This window comes from Aeromonas sp. BIGb0445, assembly GCF_024809075.1.
In the GTDB taxonomy this organism is placed as follows: Bacteria; Pseudomonadota; Gammaproteobacteria; order Enterobacterales; family Aeromonadaceae; genus Aeromonas; species Aeromonas rivuli.
The window spans coordinates 545,226-567,990 of sequence record NZ_JANUES010000001.1 but is presented as its reverse complement, the minus strand read 5'-3'; the positions used below and the strand labels follow the sequence as shown (position 1 = coordinate 567,990).

The 22,765-nt window shown below is 51.2% G+C and carries 22 protein-coding genes; 1 reads left to right on the top strand and 21 read right to left on the bottom strand.

All coding sequences use genetic code 11. The annotated features are described in order from the left end of the window. Window positions 1–52: 52 nt before the first annotated feature. The 21 genes from rfbC to icd form a co-directional block, all read right to left on the bottom strand. Window positions 53–589 (bottom strand): dTDP-4-dehydrorhamnose 3,5-epimerase, encoded by a 537-nt coding sequence (gene rfbC, locus M2367_RS02625; RefSeq protein ID WP_259235683.1) that lies wholly within the window; start codon window positions 587–589, stop codon window positions 53–55. A gap of 9 nt (window positions 590–598) precedes the next feature. Beyond that, window positions 599–1,513: a glucose-1-phosphate thymidylyltransferase RfbA gene (gene rfbA / locus M2367_RS02620; RefSeq protein WP_259235682.1), complete on the bottom strand. Its 915-nt coding sequence runs from the start codon at window positions 1,511–1,513 to the stop codon at window positions 599–601. Between the two features lie 40 nt (window positions 1,514–1,553). Continuing rightward, on the bottom strand, window positions 1,554–2,456 hold the full coding sequence (rfbD, locus tag M2367_RS02615; RefSeq protein WP_259235681.1) for a dTDP-4-dehydrorhamnose reductase: 903 nt from the start codon (window positions 2,454–2,456) through the stop codon (window positions 1,554–1,556). A 6-nt stretch (window positions 2,457–2,462) separates the two neighbouring features. Beyond that, a complete protein-coding gene (locus M2367_RS02610) occupies window positions 2,463–3,734 on the bottom strand; it encodes a sugar transferase (protein ID WP_259235680.1) in 1,272 nt (423 codons plus the stop codon). A gap of 58 nt (window positions 3,735–3,792) precedes the next feature. Then, window positions 3,793–4,539 (bottom strand): glycosyltransferase family 2 protein, encoded by a 747-nt coding sequence (locus M2367_RS02605; RefSeq protein WP_259235679.1) that lies wholly within the window; start codon window positions 4,537–4,539, stop codon window positions 3,793–3,795. Continuing rightward, complete coding sequence (locus M2367_RS02600) at window positions 4,540–5,574, bottom strand: glycosyltransferase family 4 protein (protein WP_259235678.1); 1,035 nt, start codon at window positions 5,572–5,574, stop codon at window positions 4,540–4,542. After that, on the bottom strand, window positions 5,574–6,665 hold the full coding sequence (locus tag M2367_RS02595) for a hypothetical protein (protein ID WP_259235677.1): 1,092 nt from the start codon (window positions 6,663–6,665) through the stop codon (window positions 5,574–5,576). Before M2367_RS02595 ends, M2367_RS02600 begins: the two co-directional genes overlap by 1 nt. Before the next feature lie 4 nt (window positions 6,666–6,669). Beyond that, window positions 6,670–7,650 carry a glycosyltransferase family 52 protein gene (locus tag M2367_RS02590; protein WP_259235676.1) on the bottom strand — a complete coding sequence of 327 codons (981 nt, stop codon included), beginning with the start codon at window positions 7,648–7,650 and terminating at the stop codon, window positions 6,670–6,672. A gap of 39 nt (window positions 7,651–7,689) precedes the next feature. Then, window positions 7,690–8,949, bottom strand: coding sequence for a lipopolysaccharide biosynthesis protein (locus tag M2367_RS02585; RefSeq protein WP_259235675.1), 1,260 nt, complete (start codon window positions 8,947–8,949; stop codon window positions 7,690–7,692). Then, window positions 8,943–9,389: a DapH/DapD/GlmU-related protein gene (locus tag M2367_RS02580; protein WP_259235674.1), complete on the bottom strand. Its 447-nt coding sequence runs from the start codon at window positions 9,387–9,389 to the stop codon at window positions 8,943–8,945. Before M2367_RS02580 ends, M2367_RS02585 begins: the two co-directional genes overlap by 7 nt. 110 nt (window positions 9,390–9,499) lie before the next feature. Then, window positions 9,500–10,270 (bottom strand): oxidoreductase, encoded by a 771-nt coding sequence (locus tag M2367_RS02575; RefSeq protein ID WP_259235673.1) that lies wholly within the window; start codon window positions 10,268–10,270, stop codon window positions 9,500–9,502. Beyond that, on the bottom strand, window positions 10,270–10,959 hold the full coding sequence (locus tag M2367_RS02570) for a cytidylyltransferase domain-containing protein (RefSeq protein ID WP_259235672.1): 690 nt from the start codon (window positions 10,957–10,959) through the stop codon (window positions 10,270–10,272). The genes M2367_RS02575 and M2367_RS02570 overlap by 1 nt, the downstream gene beginning before the upstream one ends. A gap of 24 nt (window positions 10,960–10,983) precedes the next feature. Next, entirely contained in the window at window positions 10,984–11,955 is a 972-nt protein-coding gene (locus M2367_RS02565; RefSeq protein WP_259235671.1) for a Gfo/Idh/MocA family protein, read from the bottom strand. Beyond that, window positions 11,955–13,016, bottom strand: coding sequence for a nucleotidyltransferase family protein (locus tag M2367_RS02560; RefSeq protein WP_259235670.1), 1,062 nt, complete (start codon window positions 13,014–13,016; stop codon window positions 11,955–11,957). Before M2367_RS02560 ends, M2367_RS02565 begins: the two co-directional genes overlap by 1 nt. A 12-nt stretch (window positions 13,017–13,028) precedes the next feature. Then, window positions 13,029–13,673: an acetyltransferase gene (locus M2367_RS02555; protein ID WP_259235669.1), complete on the bottom strand. Its 645-nt coding sequence runs from the start codon at window positions 13,671–13,673 to the stop codon at window positions 13,029–13,031. Next, window positions 13,666–14,739, bottom strand: coding sequence for an N-acetylneuraminate synthase (gene neuB / locus M2367_RS02550; protein WP_259235668.1), 1,074 nt, complete (start codon window positions 14,737–14,739; stop codon window positions 13,666–13,668). Before neuB ends, M2367_RS02555 begins: the two co-directional genes overlap by 8 nt. Then, complete coding sequence (gene neuC / locus M2367_RS02545) at window positions 14,736–15,896, bottom strand: UDP-N-acetylglucosamine 2-epimerase (RefSeq protein WP_259235667.1); 1,161 nt, start codon at window positions 15,894–15,896, stop codon at window positions 14,736–14,738. Before neuC ends, neuB begins: the two co-directional genes overlap by 4 nt. 3 nt (window positions 15,897–15,899) lie before the next feature. Beyond that, window positions 15,900–17,042, bottom strand: a complete 1,143-nt coding sequence (locus M2367_RS02540) for a LegC family aminotransferase (protein ID WP_259235666.1) — start codon at window positions 17,040–17,042, stop codon at window positions 15,900–15,902. Window positions 17,043–17,051: 9 nt separating this feature from the next. Then, window positions 17,052–18,257 carry a UDP-N-acetylglucosamine 4,6-dehydratase gene (locus tag M2367_RS02535; RefSeq protein WP_259235665.1) on the bottom strand — a complete coding sequence of 402 codons (1,206 nt, stop codon included), beginning with the start codon at window positions 18,255–18,257 and terminating at the stop codon, window positions 17,052–17,054. A 47-nt stretch (window positions 18,258–18,304) separates the two neighbouring features. Then, on the bottom strand, window positions 18,305–19,366 hold the full coding sequence (gene rfbB, locus M2367_RS02530; RefSeq protein WP_259235664.1) for a dTDP-glucose 4,6-dehydratase: 1,062 nt from the start codon (window positions 19,364–19,366) through the stop codon (window positions 18,305–18,307). A gap of 542 nt (window positions 19,367–19,908) precedes the next feature. Next, a complete protein-coding gene (gene icd, locus M2367_RS02525) occupies window positions 19,909–21,162 on the bottom strand; it encodes an NADP-dependent isocitrate dehydrogenase (RefSeq protein WP_042039561.1) in 1,254 nt (417 codons plus the stop codon). Between the two features lie 411 nt (window positions 21,163–21,573). On the opposite strand from icd, the gene M2367_RS02520 reads away from it, so the two are divergent. Further along, window positions 21,574–22,680, top strand: coding sequence for an ABC transporter substrate-binding protein (locus M2367_RS02520; protein WP_259235663.1), 1,107 nt, complete (start codon window positions 21,574–21,576; stop codon window positions 22,678–22,680). The last annotated feature ends 85 nt before the right edge of the window (window positions 22,681–22,765 follow it).

Genomic DNA, 22,765 nt, shown 5'->3' with positions numbered 1-22,765 from the left:
GTTCTTATTTTTAATCCGTAATTGTGCCACAAAATTGCGAGTCGACCCTAACTCAGAATGGCGGGAAGAGAGGTGCATCAGCATCCTTGTCAGACAAGAGCAGCGGGATACCAGTCAAAATAGGCCAGTTAATAGCCAGTACCGGAGAGTCCCAACGAAAACCACACTCTCCCGCCGGAGAATAGTAATCACTGCATCGATAGAGGACATCTGCACCCTCGCTCAATACATAGAAACCATGAGCAAAGCCGGGGGGGATCCACATCTGGTGATCGTTTTCATCGGACAGGATCTGGCCGACCCACTGCCCATATGAAGCTGAGCCCCGGCGCACATCGACTGCCACGTCGAAGATGGCCCCGCTGACCACCCTGACCAATTTGCCCTGCGGTTTATCCACTTGGCAGTGGAGCCCACGCAGGGTGCCCTGCTTGGAGTGACTGTGATTATCCTGCACCAGGGAATAGCGGCCACAGTGGCGCTCAAACTCATCCTGGCGCAGGGTCTCCATAAAATAGCCCCGTTCGTCCCTGTGACGAGTCGGGATAAGCAGTTTGACTTCTGGCATGGCAAGGGATTGATACTTCATCATCTGCCTTTAGAAAAACTCAGCGGGAGACTGACCCGGGCAGGATAAAGGAGGGGACAGCAGTTGTAGCAGGTATTCACCATAACCACTCTTGAGCAGAGGCTCCGCCAAGCTGGCAAGCTGCTTGTCACAGATCCAGCCCTGGCGCCAGGCTATTTCCTCCGGAGCCGCCACCTTGAGCCCCTGCCGCTTCTCCAAGGTTTGAATAAAGCTGCTGGCCTCCTGCAAACTGTCATGGGTGCCAGTGTCTAACCAGGCAGAGCCCCGCCCCATCAGGCAAACATCCAGAGCCTTATCATCGAGATAACTCAGATTGAGATCGGTTATCTCCAGCTCCCCCCGGGCAGAAGGTTGCAAGCAACGTGCCTTGGCACTGGCCTGACCGTCGTAGAAATAGATACCGGTAACGGCATAGTGGCTCGGCGGCTGCACGGGTTTTTCAATAAGCGTCTGCACTCGCCCCGCCTCATCGAAGCCGAGCACTCCATAGCGCTCCGGATCCTGCACATGATAGGCAAACAGGGTGGCACCCTGACTCTTGGCGTTGGCCTGTTGCAACTGGCGGGGTAGCTCAGCACCATAGAAAATATTGTCCCCCAGAATAAGACAACAGGGGCTGCCTGCCAGGAAAGGTTCACCGATGAGCAGTGCTTGCGCCAATCCCTTGGGTTCTTCCTGCACGGCATAGCTGAAATGCATACCCCACTGTTGACCATCCCCCAGCAACAACTCGAAGCGGGGCAGATCCAGCGGCGTACTGATGATCAAAATGTCGCGGATCCCGGCCAGCATCAGGGTAGAGAGGGAGTAATAGATCATCGGCTTGTCATAAACAGGCAAAAGCTGCTTGCTGATGACCAGGGTCGCAGGATAGAGCCGGGTGGCCGAACCGCCGGCCAATATAATGCCTTTACGCTGGATCATGGCTCTCCTTGGAGTTAATGGAGGGATAGCACAGAGAGGTCTATTTCTGGGAGGATATATTTGCAGCCCTGCTCGCTAACCAGCCTTTCATCTCATCGTGCCACTGAGGCAAACGGATCTTAAAGGCGGTTGAGAATAGCTGACAATCAAGCTTGGAGTTCAAGGGACGACGAGCCTGCTGCGGCCACTCATCGGAGCCAATAGGGTGAACAGTGGCCGTTTGTACCAACTGACCCAGCCGTAGCGCCTCTTCGACCAGGGCCGAGGCAAAGCCATGCCAGCTTGTCTCCCCCTGGCAACTCAGATGATATAGCCCTCTCTTGTCCGGCTCCTTCAGTGCTTGGGCCAAAGCAAGCACCACTGCACTTGCCAGCCACTCAACCGGGGTCGGCGCCCCCCACTGATCCACAACGACACTCATATCCTGGCCCGCTCCGGCACGAGCCAGAATGGTATTGGCAAAATGCGTTCCCACCCCGCCATAGAGCCAGCTGGTTCTAAATATCAGATGGTTGGGGCACAACCTCTGTATCGCCTGCTCACCGGCATACTTGCTGGCGCCATAGACATTGAGGGGGCAAGGCTTGTCCGCCTCAACCCAAGGTTTGGTGCCTGTACCATCGAACACATAGTCGGTAGAGAAGTGCACCAGCAATGCCCCTATCGCCTGTGCCCCACGGGCCAGCTCCATCACGGCCCAGTGGTTGGTGATCTCGGCGATGTCAGGTTCAGACTCGGCCCGATCGACCGCCGTATAGGCAGCGGCATTGATAATCACATCCGGTCTGTGGCGGCGCAGGGCACCAACCAGGGAGAGTGAGTCGGCGATATCACATTCATCTCTCCCTAGGGCAACAAGCTGCCAATGAGGCCATTTGGCAGAGAGCGCAGAAAAAAGGGCTCGTCCCAACTGGCCACGAGCCCCCAATAGCAAGGTCCGCATCAACAATTACCGCGCGCCAAATCCAGTGAGTATGGTGCGAACGGTCTTGAACACGATCAGTACATCCAACCAGAGCGAGAAGTTCTTGATGTAATAAAAGTCATGTTCAATCTTGATGCGGGTGTCATCGGCATCGGCAGCATAACCGTGCACAACTTGCGCCCAACCACTGATCCCCGGCCGCACTATGTGGCGATACATGTAGAAGGGGATCTCCCGTTCGAACTGATCGACGAAGGTACGCTGTTCCGGCCTCGGTCCGATCAGGCTCATGTCCCCTTTCAGTACGTTGAAGAACTGGGGTAGTTCATCGATACGCAACTTGCGGATCACCTTGCCCACCCGGGTGACGCGCATGTCACCGTCCTGGGCGAACTGGGCACCGTGCTGCTCGGAGTTCTGGCACATACTGCGGAACTTGTAGATCCTGAAATCCTGGTTACCCTTCCCTACCCGGTTTTGCAGGAACATCACGGGACCGGGGCTCTCCAGCTTTATCAGCACAGCCGTCACCAGCATCAAGGGCGAAAACAGGGGGATTGCGATCACCGCAGCCAGTATGTCCATGCCCCGCTTGATAAAGGCGTACACAGGAGAGGGTAACAGGGAGCCAAGCTGGTTCTCGTGCAGATGGTCAATCTTCACCCGGCCGGTGAGGGTCTCGCTGATCTGCTTGATGTGATAGACGGGGATATGAGCCAGCGCGCAGCGAGCGAGAAAACGCTCCCACTCGCCAGCCAGCTTCTCATCCCTAAGGTCTGCCACCACGGCGTCATAGCGCACTGCGCCCAAGTCGGGTTTATCCAGCAGACGCCACTGCACGCAGGAGTGCTGAGTCAGGGCCTGGTAGTCACCAAACGGCAGCAGCGCATACTTGGGCGTCCGGTAACGGCGGCCGATGAAGTAGGCAAGCCAGCAGCAAAGCAGCGCTACCAAATATGACTCAAACAATACCTGCCGGCTGTAAGGCAGACGCAGGAAGAAGAGGATCCCGACCAAAGCCCCATAGAGGGTCGTCACAGTGGGGATCATATAGGCGACCGGGCTAGCGCCTGGGTAGCGCAGGAAACGCTGGAGTACGATCCCGGTGAGCAGGAAAGCGATAAAGGCTCCCACCAAGGTATTAACTCTTACCGCATTGAATCCTTCCCAGAAACCCCAACCCCAGCGCTCTATGGCTGGCAGGCAAACCGCAAGCAAGGCCCCGAAGATGAACAAGGCAGGAGGGCTAAATAACACACGCTCATACCAGCGTGAGTGACGACGTTGAAATGACAAAGATAACCCCCAGAGAACCGAAAAAGGTCAAAAAACACACAGCAATTGGCTTCTAATTTTAGTTGAAAACTTTTCTTCCCAAAGCAATCACGACATATCTCAACCAATAATACAAACTATCTGGTAGGCTTAACAGCAATTTATTTCGATATATATGCCATTGCCATTTAGCCGCGTTCAATTTATTGGCAGATAATGAGTTGGCACTCAATCTATATAATGCTATCACCTCTTGTACACACGCGGCTTTCTTTGCTACTTTCATGATTGACAGCCACATCAAATAATCTTCATGCCCACAACGTTCCTGATAGAATGTCCCGAGAACGTGTCGGTTATATATCCCAGTTAAATTACCTATACGATTGCAACTGAGCATGTCGGTGTAATTGAACTCGCTAGGACTCGTTCTAACTGATACAGGATTGCCAATGTCAGACAGGAAGGTCGAATAGTTACCACACACGACCATATAACCTTGTTCCAGTAACGCCACTTGCTTTTCTAGCTTTGTTTTCTCCCAAAGATCATCACTATCTAGAAAGGCTATATATTTTCCCTGTGAACGTTGGATGCCGACATTCCTAGCATTGGCTACACCACCATTATCCTTGAGCAGGATATATTCGATTCTATCATCATGGATATCTGCCACAACATTCGCTGTGTCATCTGTTGATGCATCATCCACAATATAAAGACGCCAGTCACCATATGATTGTGACAATACAGAAGTAATGCTGTGGCTTATATACTTTGCCGCATTATATGCCGGCATGATAATAGACACTGATTCAAATGACATTTATATCAACCTCATCCACTGTTTGACAATGATCTCAGGTGAATAACGTTCTGCTGCAGACAACGCGGCGAGCTGCATGTTTCTGCGTTCATCATCCGAGTTCATTAAATAGACCAACTTGTCCTTGTATGCATCCATGTCACCATCCAATACCAAGAATCCATCAACACCCTCGCTGATAATTTCTCTTGGCCCGGTCTTGCAATCAAATGCAACCGTCGGCAATCCAAAAGACTTCGATTCTATCAATACCAGAGGAAGGCCTTCATAATGAGAGGTCATCGCCAGAATGCTCGCATTGGCATACTCTATGTCGATGTTCTTGGCTGCGGGAAGCAAGGAAACAGTGTCAACAAGAGCATGATCATCGACGATCTTTTGCAACTTGCTGCGATCCTCTCCATCTCCGATGATACGCAGCTCCCATCCTTTTTTGTCGTCAATAGCAGCCCAGATATGCAATAAACGATCAAATGCTTTTTGATAGGTGAGACGGCCAACCGCCAAGACGATCTTATTCTTTTTTTCCAGGCTATCTGCCCCTTGCACCGGAAAAGCACTGGCGTTGGAAATGACACTCACATTGGCTTTGACTTTTCCATCGAGAATTGAACGATCGTGTTGTGTCAACAACACCAACTCATCGGCAAGATGGTAGCTTGATCGCTTTAAAGCACGAATCCACCAAGGTGAGGTCTCATATGCAATATGTTCACTTAATATGAGTTTCCCTTTTAATCTCAGTAGTGCATGTAAAAGTGACAGCTTGAACGACAGCCGGCCCATAGAGACGGATATAATGGTATCGTTTTTATGCCGATACAATGCACGCGCCAGATTTATCGGTGAGGCATCGCCCAATATTTCATACTTTACATTAGCCGACAATGAATAATATGGGGTAGTATTCTTGCCCATCAAAGAAACAATACGGACATTATATTGATGATTGGAGAGGCTATTCGCGATAAATGTTGCTACCCTCTCCGTGCCACCGGACATTGTTATATCATCAATGAAAACCGCAACATTCATTATAATTTGCCTATTAGGTTTACTTTTTCTTTTGAGGTAAAATCTTGACCATGCACTGTACTTATGACAATAGAAAATAGAATAAAGTCAGCTGGGCCAAAAAGTCCGAATTGGTCTAATGCGTATCGAATGATAACTATAATAGCAAGAACATTAAAATACCAATGCTTAATTATCAATCCACTAATGAACTGATATATATAGAATGCGATCAAGAGTAAAAATGGAAAGATACCAAATCGAGCATGCAGCATTATGAACGTATTATGTGGATTCCCATCAAATCTAGCAATCAAATCACAACATTTAAAAAAATCTACTCCAAAGAGAACATCATACGGGCTATTTATTGAATCTAAATACTGTGCCAGCATTAGGCTTCGCTCTGACTCTACACCATGAGCAAAATTACTACTTTGTATTAAGGTTGATATTTCAATTGCATATGAAAGGCCTATAACCACAGACACAGCCAATATTAATAAAACATATGCCCTACCATACTTGGTGAGTATAGACAAACATAAAACAACAAGTGATAACGCAATACCACTTCGACCATAAAGAATGAAACATGATAGCGTTATTAATATTGGATAAATAATGAATATTTTTTTGTCATGTAGCTTACATGCATACAAGTAGTAGACCATGAAAATTATCATGTATCCACTTATGAAGTTTCTGCTCCCATCTATCAGATCATTATATGCATCAGGATTATATCCGAGATGGGTTACCTGATATATGAACCAGAGTAATGACACTATCAATAAAGTTTGAGATACCGCATAGTCTACTCTTAATCGACGTATAGATATGGCAAGAGATAAAGATGAAAGAAAATAAAAATAATATAAGAAGTAGTTTCTCCCCTCTATATTATTATTGATAAAGCCAAATAAGAAAATATAAAGCCCAACTGCCACACATACGATCAATGCAACTGGGGCAAGTTTTCTTGAGGTAGCGAAAAATAGTAAAATAGAAATCACGCCACCAACGAACGCAAATTCACTCCCACCAGTAGATATCTTAAGAAGAAAACATAATACAGATAGAAAAACTAATGCTATGTTGAAGGCATACATGTAATTATTTCTCTGCATCATTTATGTCAATAATCTCGAATGAGTTATAGCTTTGTGATTTAATTGCATTATTAAACGCAGGGCTTAATGCAGTCGAGTAAAAAACTCTATTTACAACATTTGGATGATATGCAAGATTTATTTGGCATGAACTTAAAAAACCATATAAATACACATAATCATAATCTTTCAAAAGCATTAGAATTTCTTGCTCTGCAATATATTTTGCATTAATTTTTTTTATGTATTCAGGTGTGTAGTCTGTTCGCTCTCTTGGGTGAGGCAAATAAAACGTGTCCCTATCTTCTGACCTTAATATTGACCAGCACCTATTTAAATTCAACTTAATATTTTTTTCCGAACCAAAAAGAGATGCATATACAGCACCAATCATTACATTACAGGAGTCTTTTTTGTTCTCATTGCTTTCAATATTACCTTCATCACTAATAGATGTCGATGACAAGTTAATAGGAACCGTATTAGAAATAATGTTTTCATGCTTTGGGTAAATTGTATAATGACATTTGCTACGCTGTTTTATATTTAATAAATCATAATGAATTATCAAGACACATCTATATATTTTTGTAAAAAATCTCATGTCTGGATCTTGATAGTAAATACTACCAGGGATAATATTTGCCGACCCATCATCAAATGTGTACAAGTGATTGAAGTTAATTCTCGATAGAATAAAATGAATTAAAATATTATCGACAGATGCAACAAAAACCGAGTCATAGCGTCGCTTAAAGAAATGCCTGAAAATAGCCGGAAAGTAGAGTGGGTATTTCAACTTCATATGAATAAAGGTCACTTCACCACAAATTTCTCTCATATCCTGCAGTGTATTTTTTGTTACATCATTATCTATCTTGCTGATATAAAATAGCTCTACATCTTCAGGAAGAAGATTCCGGTGAGCAATAATTCGTGATGCAATAACCAATTGCAGATGAGTGTAACAGACAAAAAGATTCATTATCGTAAATCCGGTGAGTTTATTGCAATGTCAGCGCTTTTATATTATACGCCAGGAAATAGTACTGACACGCGATGCCAGCCACCAGGTTGCAAAAAAACGAATGCACATTGATATGGAAAAAGCCATTGCAACACCTACAATTCCCATTCGTTCAATCAAATAGACAAGCAGTGCAATATTCAGCAGCCCGGTTGATATGGTGACGGCAGACAGGGCACCGGTTCTCTTGGCGTAGAAGATATAGTTGGCGACCATCAGATACATTCCCCCAAAGGCTTGGCCAAGGCATAACCAACCGATGACGGTTGTTGCCCTCTGATACTCAGGCCCTGCTATCCATGTAACCACCCAGGGACCGACGATAAATGACAAGCCGCCCAGACCGAAAACAATGACAAAGAAAAAATAGGTAAACTTGATCAACCGTTGCAACTGCCGGGGATTATTTTCCGACAAGGTTCTAAAAAGCCAGGGCACCAACGCCTTATTGATGGCATCAAATACTACCGCCATCCCCAGGCTGAGTTGCACGGCCAGCATATAGATACCCGCCTCTGCCACCCCCAATTGCTGGTTGATAAAGAACCTGTCTACCGAACTCAACAAGAATATGCCAACCACGTGAGGAACCAGCGGAACCCCAAAAGAAAGCGCCTCTTTGAAAAACTCCTTCTTCAGCGGCAATAAAATCAGCAAGCGGTCCCGATACAGCAGCAACAACCCTAACCCAGCATAGACGATACTTGTCACCATGAGCGCATCAACACGCCCGGATGCGCCCTGCTGCAATCCGATAATCAAGCCCAGAGATAATATCAATACCAGGATACTTTGGCTGACTTGCATGACACCAAACGAAATGGCTCTCTCCCTGATTTGCCACTGCCCCAATCTGAACTGGATAATAAAGTTTGTGCTTGAAATAATAAGAGCAAAATAAACCCATGCTGCTGGTATATTCAACCATTCACTGATATCAGTCGACAACCAAAAGCAGAGAAGTCCCAGGGTCAACGAACTGAGAAGAAGGATATGCAGGCAGGTACCATTAAACTGCGCCAGAGAGGAGACATCGTGTTTATCATAGAATTTACGATTGGCAGCACCGACAGCATTTAACCCGGTCAGTGCGGCCAGGCCAGTTATCAGTGTCTGAAACATGGCTATCTGACCATATTCATCAGGGGTCAGATAACGAGTCAATACCGGCAGTAGCAGAAACGGGACTAATGCATTCAATATGTTCGAGGTCAGGTAGATCGTTGAATTTCTCAGCAGCCCAGTTGATTTCAACATGCCTCATCATCCAGTCGTTTCACGATTCTTGCTGGATTACCGCAGGCAACGACACGCGGAGGAATGGAGCGGGTCACTACACTCCCCGCCCCTATCACACTGTTTTCGCCAATACTAACACCTGGAAGAATAATGACGTTGGCACCAATCCAGGCACCTGTGCCTATCCTGACGGGTTTAACATCTTGATGCCCTTGCTGAATAATGGGCTTAGCTACATCATTAAATTCATGGTTGGATATATAGACATGAACACCGGAACCAAGCATGGCATTATCTTCGATTGATATTTGAATCGAAGTATCTGACTGAGGTGATGCAAAAAGCATAGTACCTGGTCTTATAACAACATTTTTCCCCAAGGAAATCTTGCCGGTTTCAATCGCATAAGCTCCAAGACGAAAGTCAGCACCCTCCCCAAAATATGAAAATTTGCGCATGCAGATTTTATGGGCCAGTCTCCTCGAAAAGCAGAGGAAGTAAGTCAGGGGCATGTCAGGCCCCAACCGAGGGGCCGACCAAAGAAATTTCAATCTATCTATTATTCTTCTCATAGCGAAAAACCATCATCCACTATGATATTTTGCCCAGTCACATACCTTGACTGTTCAGACAACAGAAACATGATACTGCCAATGATTTCTGTTACATCAAGCATTCCTGCACCATGGGTATGACTCTTGTATGCTTGGCAAAATGTCTCAGGCTGATTATCAAATATTCCACCTGGGCTTACATTGTTCACTCTGAAGCGACTGTCATTGACGTATGCAACCACATATTTGCTCAAGTGCTGTATCGCGGATTTGATCGCCGCATACTCGACCGGCATGGTCATTTTGGTATTGTTGTAAATATCAAACTTAGGTGCAACAACACCGTATATGGATGAAATATTGACTAATGAAAAGGCTGTTTCATGTGCTTTGAAATAAGCAGCGCATTGCTGGGTAAACAAGAAAGCACTGCCAAGATGGAGTGAAATATTTTCATTGAAACTGGCAAGGGACACATCAAAAAAATGTGCGCCATAGGTTTTGTTTCTCGGATAGGTCGTGTTGACAGCACCATCCATATGTTCTTGTTGTGCAAAAAATGCCTTGAGGCTTTCCTCACTGGTCACATCCAGCTGTATCAACGTCAGATTGTCGTCTGCAGTATCGACACCCTGAGTGGCAAGACGCTGGGCCATGGCATCGACATTGATATCTGCCGCAATCACCTTGCCACCCTGAGCAAGAATGGCAGGCACCAAACGAGAGCCCAGCAAGCCGCCGGCACCGGCCACCAGAATGCGTTTTTCATTCAACAGCTGTTCCATTATTTCTGCTCTCCTACGATAGCCTCTGCCAGTTTGAAGTCGTAAATATCGTCAATGTCTACTGCTCGCTCTTTAGGCACTTCGATGCTGGTGACTTTTCCCGAGAAAAGCCCGTAGTGTTCCAGCACAAAGGCTGGTGTCGTCGCATATACCACTGTCGTGATATCAAATACTTGAGGGGCATCCTGACGACGGGCAACTTCACCAGATGGTTTATTCACCAATTCAACCAAACCATCAACTGTTTCCTTCACCATATTGAAATAGGGGCTGCGATTGGCTGGCGTAACGGAGATACAGATATCGGCATTCTGCTCAAGACGTTTGGCAATGGCCGCCTCAACATCAAGGACACTGCGCAGCGGGCTGGTTGCTGGCAAGCTGATAAAACCATCGAACGACCCATAATGTGCGCTTACCCATTCAATAGCATGTCGCCAGGAAAGCCACTCTGGGCTGGTATCTGTCGCTAAGTCGGCAGGGCGCTCAATGACAACTGCGCCGGATGAAGTTGCTACGCTGGCAATAGCGGGATCATCCGTCGAGACGAATACCTGGCTGATAGAAGGCGATGCCAAAGCCGTATCAATGGAATATTGCAACAAGGGTTTGCCCGCCAGCGGGCGAATATTCTTGCCAGGCAGACCTTTGGAACCACCTCGAGCGAATATAAATGCAAAGTTCTTCATATAATCCTTAACTCGGTAGCTATATCACCGAATGAGAGGGAACTCTTTTATCTTTTCAATCAGTGCAACAGTTCTTGTTGCATCTTTTAAATTAACACTCAGACTTGCTTCACCATGGATGAGACGGACAAAATCAGAAATCATGGCAAGATACATCTTATTTTTGTCCCATTCGACATCGGAGTAAATAACATGGGCTCCTGAAGCAGATATCAGCGTAACTTGGTTTTGGATAAGATCCCATTCTAGAGTCCCCTCGCTGCCAATGAAGCGACATTTACGATGAGCTTTTCGCTGTAAGAAGTCCAAATGAATCGACGCTATTACGCCCGATGCATTGATAGCCAAGACATCAGCCGTATCTTCAACGGATAAACCCAACGTCTCGGATGAACGTAGTACGGCATGCTCAAGCTTCAAGGGCCCCAATAACCACTGGATATAATCGAACTCATGGCTGAGTTCCAATAACACACCACCACCAAGTTCTGCACGAGCCGAAACACTGGTGCGATAATCCTTACTCGGTCGCCAGTCTGGTAAATATTGCCCCGTCTCTATCATCACATTGTGCAGATGGCCTATTTTCTGCTCATCCAGTATTTTTTTCAAAATAGCTGCTGATGGTAAGTAACGCAGACAATATCCTACTGCTACTGGTACGTTGTGCTCCCTGCTGGCATCAATGATTGCGTTACAGTCAGCCACAGACGTTGCCACCGGCTTCTCTATCAGGACCGGGATACCAGCTGTGAGCAAGGGGATCGCATGAGCGGCATGAAGCGATGCGGGGGATGCCACAATGGCAAGCTCTACCTTATGCCTGATCAATTCTTCCATCGAAGTAACGAGTACATCACAGTCACTGATGAGCTCGGTAGAGGGACGACCACTGGCAGACATCCCATATATGGATGCCATCGGATATAACTGCTTCAGATTTCTACGATGGCGGATCGAAATATTACCCAGCCCAATGACAGCAATGCGTTCCATTATAAATGCAATCCCAGTGATGCTATATCCGATTGAGCACGATTAAAATCCTCCATACGGCCTATATCCAACCAATATTCATGGATAGGGAACATCAATACCTGCTTCCGCTCTTGCATGTGCAGTTCAAGAAGCGTTGGCATATCAATGCGTTTACCTTTCGATACCGATTGGACAACATGAGGTGACACAACATAAATACCGGCATTGACAAAGAAATGATGTACCGGCTTTTCAATCATGCTGGTGATTTTATTTCCTTCACCGGTGATGACGCCATAAGGAATTTGGTAATCATATTCACGCACACACATGGTGGCATCAGCATCATTTTCCACGTGAAAATCGAGCAGGCGATTGAAATCCACTGTAGTGAGCACATCACCATTGATCATGATGAGTGGCAGGGCGGGGATGTCGGCAGGCAGCAGACCCAGCGCCCCACCCGTGCCTAGCGGTGTCTCTTCATGCACGTAGCGAATATGGGCCCCCCAGGCTGAGCCATCGCCAAAATAGTCGGTGATCTGCTCAGGCATATAGTGGGTGGATATATAGATGTTCTTGAAGCCCGCCTTGAGGAACTGGCTGAGCAGGGTTTCCAGTATGGGCTTGTCACCCACCTTGAGCATGGGCTTGGGGCAACTGTCGGTCAGCGGGCGCAGCCGGGTACCGAAACCACCCGCCATGATGAAGACCGGATTGTCATAACTCGGCGCCTTCGTGGCCTGCTCCCAGGTTTCCAGTCCAATCAGCTTGCCAGCATCATCAACCACCGGCAGGGAAAGAACGCTGCGCTCACGCATGGTCTCCAGCAACTGTGCACGGGTCAGCTTGGCCGAGACGGTAATGGGAGTTCGATTCATCACGGCCGTGACGCTTTGCGTCAGCGAGACATTGTTCAGGATGGCGCGGCGAATATCACCGTCAGTGATTACCCCCAGCAGATGCTGCTCCTGATCCACGACCAGACAGACCCGCAGTGCCTCTTCATTGATCACTGCCAGGGCATCGCGCACCGAATGTTCCGGCGACAGCACCACTTTTTCCCAATTTTTGCTCATCCAATCCATCCTTTACTGCTTGATAGGCATCACGCTGCCCCGGGCAACGTATGCAATCTGCTTCGATCCCAGCGGCCGCGTCAGCGTAGCACCAGCGCCGACCACGGCATCGGCACCAATCGATATCCCCTGGATCACTGCAGCGCCCGTGCCGATATGGACCCCATCCCCCGTCACCACACCACCAGATAACACAGCGCCCGGTGCGACATGGTTGTCGCTGCCAATATGGCAGTCATGATCCACGATGGCGCCGGTATTGATGATGCTGTTTGGTCCAATGCGGGTACCGGCCTGAAGGATGGCACCCGCCATGATCTGCGCGCCCTCCTCCAACACGGCGTAATCAGAGACCATGGCATTCGTGCTGACAACCCGGGCAAAGCAATAACCCAGGGCTCGATAGCGGGCGAACAGGTCTGCTCGCAGTGAACTGCCGGGCAAAGAGCCGATGCCGTTGACCAGCTCCACCTCATCCGGGGTGTGAGCCAAGATGCGCGCTTCATCGTGCCAGAGGGGGATGTCTGCCAGGGCTGCCCGTGCAATCCCCATAGCGGGAGCCACCAGAGCCATGGGAGAACGCCCCTGACTACGCAGGATATCGACCAGCACAGAGGCGTGCCCTCCGGCGCCCAAAACGATGAGCGCCTTACTCACGAATGAGCTCACCCGCCTGATAGGCACGCTTCGCAGGTTGCCCCAGGAGCTGCCAGTAGGCATAGGGGCTCATGCCATCACCCGGGCGCTTGATGGCGAGGTTGTCGGCACAGAGGATGGCCCCCACCTCAATGTCACAGGCAGCCACCAGGCTCTTGCGCGCGATCTCCTTGTTCTTGATCTCGCTCGGGCGTGGTCCCTTGATGCCATCGCCGAGCGCCAGCTCCACATCACGGATCCCCCGCACCATGGCCGCCAACTCATCAGGCTCGAGGGAAGCCTTGTGATCCGGCCCTTCCATGTTGCAATCCAGCGTGAAGTGCTTCTCGATGAGGCAGGCACCTCGGGCCACCGCCGCCACGGGTATGGTGATGCCCTGGCTGTGATCCGAATAACCGACCGGCAACCGGAATGCATGAGACAGGGTGTCCATGGCCTTGAGATTGATATCCACCATGGGCGCTGGATACTCGGTGGTGCAATGGAGCAAAGTGACTTTCTTGGCCAGTGCCGCCTGACCGGCCTCGCTGGCATAAGCGGCCATGAAGGCAGCCTCGCCCGGTTGCGCATCATGAGGCGCGGTCAGGCCGAAGGCGATAACCCCGAGGGCTGCTTCCACTTCGGCCAGGGTGGCCATGCCGGTGGAGACGATCAACTCGCAACCGGTACGTGCATGGGCCAGCACGAAGGGGGCATTGGTCAGCTCCCCCGAAGGAATCTTCAGCGTCTGTAATTTGAGTTGATTCACCAGGAAATCGAGGCTCTCGGTATCGAAGGCGGTAGAGAGAAACTCGATGCCAAGGGACTCGCAATGGGCGATCAGGCGAAGATGGGCATCGAACGAGAGCTCGAGGCGGGAGAGCATGGCAAACTGACTCTCTTCCTTGCCAGTATTGGCGGTCTGATAGGCAGCCTGCTTGGCTTGGCGCGTCACCAGATTGGCAGCCTTGAAAGTCTGAAACTTGACGACATCGACGCCAGCCTGGTGGGCGGCATCGATCAGCGCCACGGCGAGCGACTCGTCGCCATTATGGTTGACGCCGGCTTCGGCGATGATGCGGATCATGGCGACGGACTCCTGTCGAGATCATGGAATTGTTTGATGGTCGGTGTGCTCAGGTTCTTCAGGCGCGCCACGATTTGGCTGCTGGCATCGCCAGCGCCATAGGGATTGATATAAGCATCCGAAGCCATAGGTTGCAGGGCCTGGGCAATACATTGCGTAATGGCCGTGCTATTCGCCTCGCAATGCAGCACGCTCTTCGCTGCCAGGCGCCCTTGTTGACGCTGGCCGATATTGATTGTCGGTACACCCAAAGAGGGCACTTCGATGATGCCGCTCGACGAGTTGCCAATCACGGCGGCACAGTGTTTCACCGCGCTCAGGTAACGCCTGTAACCCAGAGATGGAATAGCCAGCACGCGCGCGGGATTTGCTGCCGCATACTGCTCGAGCAGAGGAATGATGGCGCGCCCACCGTCATCCGCGTTCGGATAGGTCAGGATCACCTGATGATCAGGGCATTGATCCAGCGCAGCCAGCAATGCCCTGAAGCTCTCCTCAGCCGGCTCATCGGCCAGGGTCACGGGGTGATAGGTCACCACGAAAAACGGCGAGTCCAGTACAAACCCAAGGGATGATTGCAGTTCGTCCATGGAAAGCAGCTGGGTCTTGGCGATGTGATCAAGGCCGACAGCCCCCACGTTGAACACCCGATCCGGCGCTTCCCCCAGCTGAATGACCCGCTGCCGATAGGGTTCGGCGGCGGTGAAATGCAGATAGCTCAGCTTGGTGATGGCATGACGAATGGCATCGTCATAGGCGCCTTCGGTGATCTCCCCCCCATGGAGGTGGGCAACCGGAATGCGTTGCAACATGGCCGCCTGGGCGGCAGCCAGGGCTTCGAAACGATCCCCCAGGATCACCAGCACGTCCGGTTGCTGACGCGCCAGCGCATCGGCCAACCCCAGTAATGCAACGCCCATGCTCTTGACCACGCCGACTGAGGTATCAGAGGAGAGCAGCATCTCGATGCGCTCATCTATCTTGAAACCATCCTGTTCAATCTGCTGATAGGTCAGGCCAAACTCGGGGGAGAGATGGGTCCCCGAAACAATGAGCCTGAGTTCCAGCTCAGGGTCGACGGCAATGTCTTTCATCAACCAGTAGAGCAGGCCGTATTCGGCGCGGGTACCGGTGAAGACGGCAATGGTCTTTGCCATATATCAAACCTCGACCGGGGAGCTGGGCAGGTTGATTAGGTGCGCTTCAAGCCACTGTGCATTGGACAAGTCCCCGCGCAGGGCGTTAGCAAACATGGGCAGGCGGTGCATCAGCTGCCAGACGGGGCGAGTCATGACACCCGCCTTGTTCATCTCAGTCAGCAAGCTGTCACGCTGCCCCTGATCGGCGCAGATGATGGCATTGAGCCAGTAGTTGGAACGCCCGTAGGACGGTTCGGTGACGAACTGGCACGCCTGATCCTTGAAGAATTCGGCATAGTGCATGGCCAGCGCCCGCTTCTGCGCCAGAAACTGAGGCAAGGCCTCCATCTGGGCACACCCCAGAGCCGCATTCAGATTGGGCATGCGGTAGTTGAAGCCAGGCTCATCGTGGTAGAACTCGAACGGGTGCGGCACCTTGGCCGTGGTGGTGATGTGCTTGGTACGTGCCCCTTGCTCTGCATCCTGACACAGCACCATGCCGCCGCCGCCCGTGGTGATGATCTTGTTGCCATTGAAGCTCAGGGCGGAAAATGCACTCAGCGTCCCGGTATGCCTCCCCTTGTAATAGGAACCCAGACTCTCTGCAGCATCTTCCACCAGAGCTATGTTCCAGGCCTGACACACGGCCTGCAACTCATCGAGTTCAACCGGATGACCAAAAGTATGCATGGGGACGACGGCTCTCAGGGGTCGACCACTCTCCTTGTGAATACAGCCTGCCTCGGTGCGTTGGGCATGGCTCTCCAGCCAGCTTGCCAGAGCAATGGGACACAATCCCAGACTCTGACGGGAGACATCGACGAACACGGGTTCTGCCCCCATGTGATGCAAGGCGTTACAGGTTGCCACGAAGGTCAGAGGTTGGGTGATAACCAGATCTCCCGCCTGCACGCCTGCCATATAAAGGGCAATATGCAGTGCGGCGGTCCCATTCATGGTGGCAATAGCCCGGGTTGAACCGGTAAAGGCTGCTATCTGCTGCTCGAACTGCTCAACATAGGCGCCCACGCTGGAGACAAAGGTACTTTCCAGGGTATCGAGTACATATTGGCGCTCATTGCCGGCAAAGGTCGGTGCATGGAGAGGAATGAAGTCATCGGTTTTGTAGGTATCACGAATAAAACGAATCAATTGAGTATGCATACCGACTCCTTACATCTTGCCGTCGAGATATTTGCCTGTTTCTTTATGACCAAAATCAGGGATCATGGCGAAGAACAGCTCGACGATCTCTTTCTTGTCCCAGGCACGTTTCGTTTTCATGGCAACAATGGTCTGTTCGAAATGGTTGAGCAGGTCATTCTGATAGGCGGGTTCATTCTTGATGATGCCCAGGTTTTCAAATCTTGCCATATCCAGCGTTTCTTTATCGGTGAAGAACTCTTCGAAGTCTTTCTCACCCGTGGTGTCGCTCTCGGTAAAGAGGCAAGGCCACATACCCTGCTCCGGCAGACTCGCCATCAGGGTCCTGGCTTCATCCTCATCCTTGCACAGATAGGGTTTGTAACCATGCTGTTCCAGATATTTCACCGCGATCTCGGCAAAGGTGATGAGGTGGAGGGCTTCACTGAGTTTTGGGAAGAAAATATCCCGGTTCTCACCAAAGATGCAGGACATCAGGCACAGCTCCCCGGACTCCTGCGGCGTCACGAAATAACGCTTGATGTCACTGGGGGCGACGATGGGCTGACGCTTTTGCAGCCGTTGATTGAAGCCGTGCAACAGGGAGCCATCGGAGAATGCCACGTTGGCAAAGCGCGCGGTTGAAATGGCAATCTGCTCGCTGCGACGCATCAGAAACATCTCCATGATGCGCTTGGAGGCGCCCATCATGTTGACCGGGTTGGCCGCCTTGTCCGTCGAGACACAGAAATACTTCTTCACCCCCATGTCGATGGAGTGCTGGATGGTTTTGTCGGTATTGAACACGTTGACATCAATCATGCGCATCAGGGTGAAGGGGTCTTTTTCACTGCGCACATGCTTCAACGCGGAGAGATTGAGCACATAGTCGTAAGCGCCATCGGCTTTGATAAAGGCATCATATTCGATGGAGCCGATATCCAGCGCAAATGTCTGGAAATCCCCATGGATATATCCAAATGAGCTGCGAATATCTCGTACTAATTCAACCATGTTGTTCTCACTGATATCAACAACATGCAGTTTGAGTGGATTTCGTTTAAAGATCTCTTTGGTCACAGCCTGACCAATGGAGCCTGCGCCACCGAGCACAAGAAATCGGGATTGGCTGACAACATCAGACAATTCCTGTTCATTTTTACTGATATCATCAACAAACAGGTCTTTATTTCGACCAATGAGACTCAAAATATTATTCTTCATATAAAATACCAATCTCAAGTTCAGTCCGAGCAAGACATGCAAATATGTCAGCTATGAATTCAATCAATTTCTTTAATTTGGGAAAGGCTCCAGATTATCGTCTTGCATATGCCTGACTCAAAAGTCTCTTGCGGTTGCCATTCAAGCTCAGAGGCTATCTTGCTGGCATCGATGGCATAGCGGCGGTCGTGACCTGGGCGATCAGCCACAAAGGTGATCTGATCACGATAAGAGGCGGTTTGGGGTACCAACTTATCAAGCAGATCACAGATGGTCTGCATCACCTCTAGATTCCGCTTCTCATTGTGGCCGCCGATGTTGTAGGTCTCGCCGACCTTCCCCTCAGTCAGTACCAGATAAAGGGCACGGACATGATCATCCACATAGAGCCAATCACGGATCTGGTCCCCCTTGCCATAAAGGGGGATTGGCTTGCCGGCCAAGGCATTGTTGATAGTTTGCGGGATCAGTTTCTCCGCATGTTGCCAGGGTCCGTAATTGTTAGAGCAATTGGTCACCAGGATTGGCAGCCCGTAGGTTCGGTGCCAGGCACGCACCAGATGGTCACTCGATGCCTTGGCGGCAGAGTAAGGGCTGCTCGGTGCATAGGCTGTGGTTTCGGTAAAGAGCGGCAATGTTTCTGCCTCACTTCGACTCCCTTTCGCAAGGGAAGAAGAAACAGAAAACTCATCCGGATGAGGCAGGTCACCATACACCTCATCGGTCGAGACATGCTGCAGGCGAAACCTTGCCTGACGCTCCGCAGGTAAACCATCCCAATAGGTTCTTGCCGCCTCCAACAGGGTATAGGTACCGATGATGTTGGTTTGAATAAAGCTGGCCGGCTCGGTGATGGAACGATCCACATGGCTTTCGGCGGCGAGATGCATGACAACATCAGGCTGGTGTACTGAAAAAATACGCGCCATGGCAGCGCCATCACAAATGTTGGCGTGTTCAAATTGATAGCGGGGTGAGTCGGCACACTCTTCCAGGGCGGCAGTATTGGCGGCATAGGTCAACGCATCGACATTGACCACCTCATCTTGGGTCTGTCGAATAATATGACGGATCAGCGCCGAACCGATGAAACCGGATCCACCCGTTACGAGTATCTTCATTTATCTGGATCTGCTCATGCTACCGACTAGCTGAGTAGGGAAATAATGAAAGATATTCATTCGCAATAAATATGTCTGAAATATAACCGCTTGCCTCGAAACGCTACCAAAAACGCAGGCTACCGCCCCTGGGTGACAGCCCCCAGTTTGCTGCTTTTGACCAGATTGTGTGTGCGCACGGATCATGATGTTGACCTCAGGTGACACGTTGAACTGCAAGGCGGAGCATCGGGGCTCTGAGACGAGCTGACACACTATTGATTGGCCATGGGCAGAGAATGTCAAAGGTGCCCACAGATGGCGCTTAAAATCAGCTTCGGATTCTAGCATCCTCCCTCTCCCAAGAGTACAGAAAAGGAAATTATCAGGGTCCGTTTGGTTGATTTACAGACAATTAATCAGGTGTCGTTGGAATCTTTCCTTTGGACTAGCAACGTCATTGCCAACATCTGGCCCATGGTTCATCAACTGGCGGTATTGCCTCAATGAAAAAGGCCGCCATCATCTGATGGCGGCCTTTTAATATCAAAGTAATCAATAGATTACATCTGATCGATCATGTCCTGAGCGAACTCGGAGCAAGAGCGCAGCGTGGCCCCTTCCATCAGTCGCTCGAAGTCATAGGTGACTGTCTTGTTGGCGATGGCTTGTTCCATCCCCTTCACGACCAGATCTGCCGCTTCGACCCAGCCGAGGTGGCGCAACATCATCTCGGCGGAGAGGATGAGGGAGCCCGGGTTGACCTTGTCCTGGCCTGCGTACTTGGGCGCGGTGCCGTGAGTTGCTTCAAACAGGGCCACACCGTCGCCGATGTTGGCGCCAGGAGCGATGCCGATGCCGCCGACCTGAGCGGCCAGGGCGTCGGAGATGTAGTCGCCGTTGAGGTTCATACAGGCGATGACATCATACTCGGCCGGGCGCAGCAGGATCTGTTGCAGGAAGGCGTCGGCGATGACGTCTTTGACGGTGATGACCTTGCCGGTCTTCGGGTTTTTGAAGGAGCACCAGGGGCCGCCGTCGATCAACTGGGCATCGTACTCTTTCTGGGCCAGGGCATAGCCCCAATCCTTGAAGGCACCTTCGGTGAACTTCATGATGTTGCCCTTGTGGACCAGGGTCACGGAGTCGCGATCGTTGTCGATGGCGTACTCGATGGCGGCACGCACCAGGCGCTCGGTGCCGGCTTTGGACATGGGCTTGATGCCGATGCCGCAAGACTCGGGGAAGCGAATTTTCTTCACGCCCATCTCGTTTTGCAGGAAGGCGATGACCTTTTTGGCCTCATCGCTATCCGCTTTCCACTCGATGCCAGCGTAGATGTCTTCGGCGTTTTCGCGGAAGATCACCATGTCGGTCAAGTCAGGACGTTTGACCGGGCTAGGAGTGCCCTGGTAGTAACGCACCGGGCGCAGGCAGACGTAGAGATCCAGCTCCTGACGCAGGGCCACGTTGAGGGAGCGAATGCCGCCACCGACCGGGGTGGTCAGCGGGCCCTTGATGGCCACATGGTATTCACGAATGAAATCCAGGGTTTCGGCAGGCAGCCAGGCACCTTCGCCATAGATGTGAGTCGACTTCTCACCGGTGTAGATTTCCATCCAGGCGATTTTGCGCTCGCCTTTGTAAGCCTTCTCGACCGCGGCATTGACCACGTTCAGCATGGCAGGGGTCACGTCCACACCGATACCATCCCCTTCGATAAAAGGAATGATGGGATTGTTCGGTACGGTCAGCTTGCCATCGGCTGCTACTGTGATTTTCTGGCCCTGGGTCGGGACTACTACTTTGCTTTCCATCGGCATCTCCTAACTTCCTTTTGTTATCAATCTGATCGTTTCCGCGGCCATCTTAGCCCATCCTTTTACATAATCAAATGGTGAGCACACTGCGCGGACCATAGTCGCGCACTGGATCACAATGCGACTGCGCCGACCCAAAGAAGAAGATGAGTCAAGGCTTTTCACCCCCCTTCTTCAACAGTGCGCACTCGGGGTGCCATGGTTGCATCGCCCTCCCCCTGGGGTCAAAAATCAGCCCGTTCCGAGAAAGGCAGGCCCTCGCGGGGTGCGGGGATTAGACCACGCAGACGCCCCTCCCGGGGAGAAAAAGAGAGGACTGACCATGTAGAACCTCATTGCTTTTTGAACATTAAATAGTAATAGTTCTCACTTTCTTTTTAAGCCGTGTCCCCCCCGAGGTTTCACAAGATGTTTCGTCACCCCCTGGCAAAGTTGCTGCTGCTTGGTCAGCTCGCCCTGATGAGCTGGATGGCACATGCCGCCGCCCCCGTTGAAGTGGAAGATGTGATGGGCCGCAAGGTCTCACTGAGCCTGCCTGCGAGCCGCATCGTGCTCGGTTTCTATCCCGAGGATTACCTGGCCGTGGCCGGTGAAGGGGGCGCCGATCGCCTGGTGGGCATGTCCCGTGGCTGGTTCGTCAAGTCCCGCCCCGCCATCTGGTCCCTCTATGTGGCCAGTCTGCCGCAACTGGCCAAGGTGCCCGACCTTGGCAACGTGCAGGATCAGAGCTTCTCCATCGAGAAGACCCTGGCGGTCAAGCCCGATCTGGTGATCCTGGCCCAGTGGCAATACGAGGCCCTCGCCCCGGATCTGCCGCGCCTCGAGCAGGCAGGCATTCCGGTGGTGGTGGTGGACTACAACGCCCAGACCCTGGCCCGCCACATGGCGAGCACCCTGCTGCTTGGCAAGGTGACCGGCCAGGAGGCCCGTGCCCAGAAGATGGCCGACGAATACAAGGCCAGGATTGACACCATCACTTCCCGGGTTGCCCAGGCGAAGCGCCAGCCGCCCCGGGTCTATATCGAGCTGGGGGACAAGGGCCCGGCCGAGTACAGCTACACCTATGGCAAGGACATGTGGGGCGCCATGGCCCTGCTGGCCGGCGGTAACAACGTCGCGGCCCCCTTCGTCGAACGCTGGGGCCCCATACACCCTGAGCAACTGCTGGCGAGCAAACCCGAGGTCATCCTGATGGCGGGCTACGAGAGCGTGAGCAGCGCAGAGGCGATGCAGGTCGGTCAGGACGTCTCGGCCGAGACGGTGCGCCAGCGCCTGCAGGGCTTTGCTGCCCGTCCGGGCTGGAGCGAGTTGCCCGCCGTGCAGCAGGGTCGACTCTACGCCGTCTATCACGGCGCCACCCGCAGCATCATGGATGCCGCCCTCATCGAATTCATGGCCAAGGCGCTCTACCCGGACTTGTTCGAGGATCTCGATCCCCTGGCCACCTATCAGGGCTTCTACCGCAGCTATCTGCCCATTCGTCCCCAGGGCACCTTTATGCTGGGTATCAAGTAATGGCAGATTGAACCTGACGGGCCGGACTTTTCCGACCCGAGTCGGGAAAGTCCCTCTTCGTCATCCCTCTTCAACCCTTGCGGGC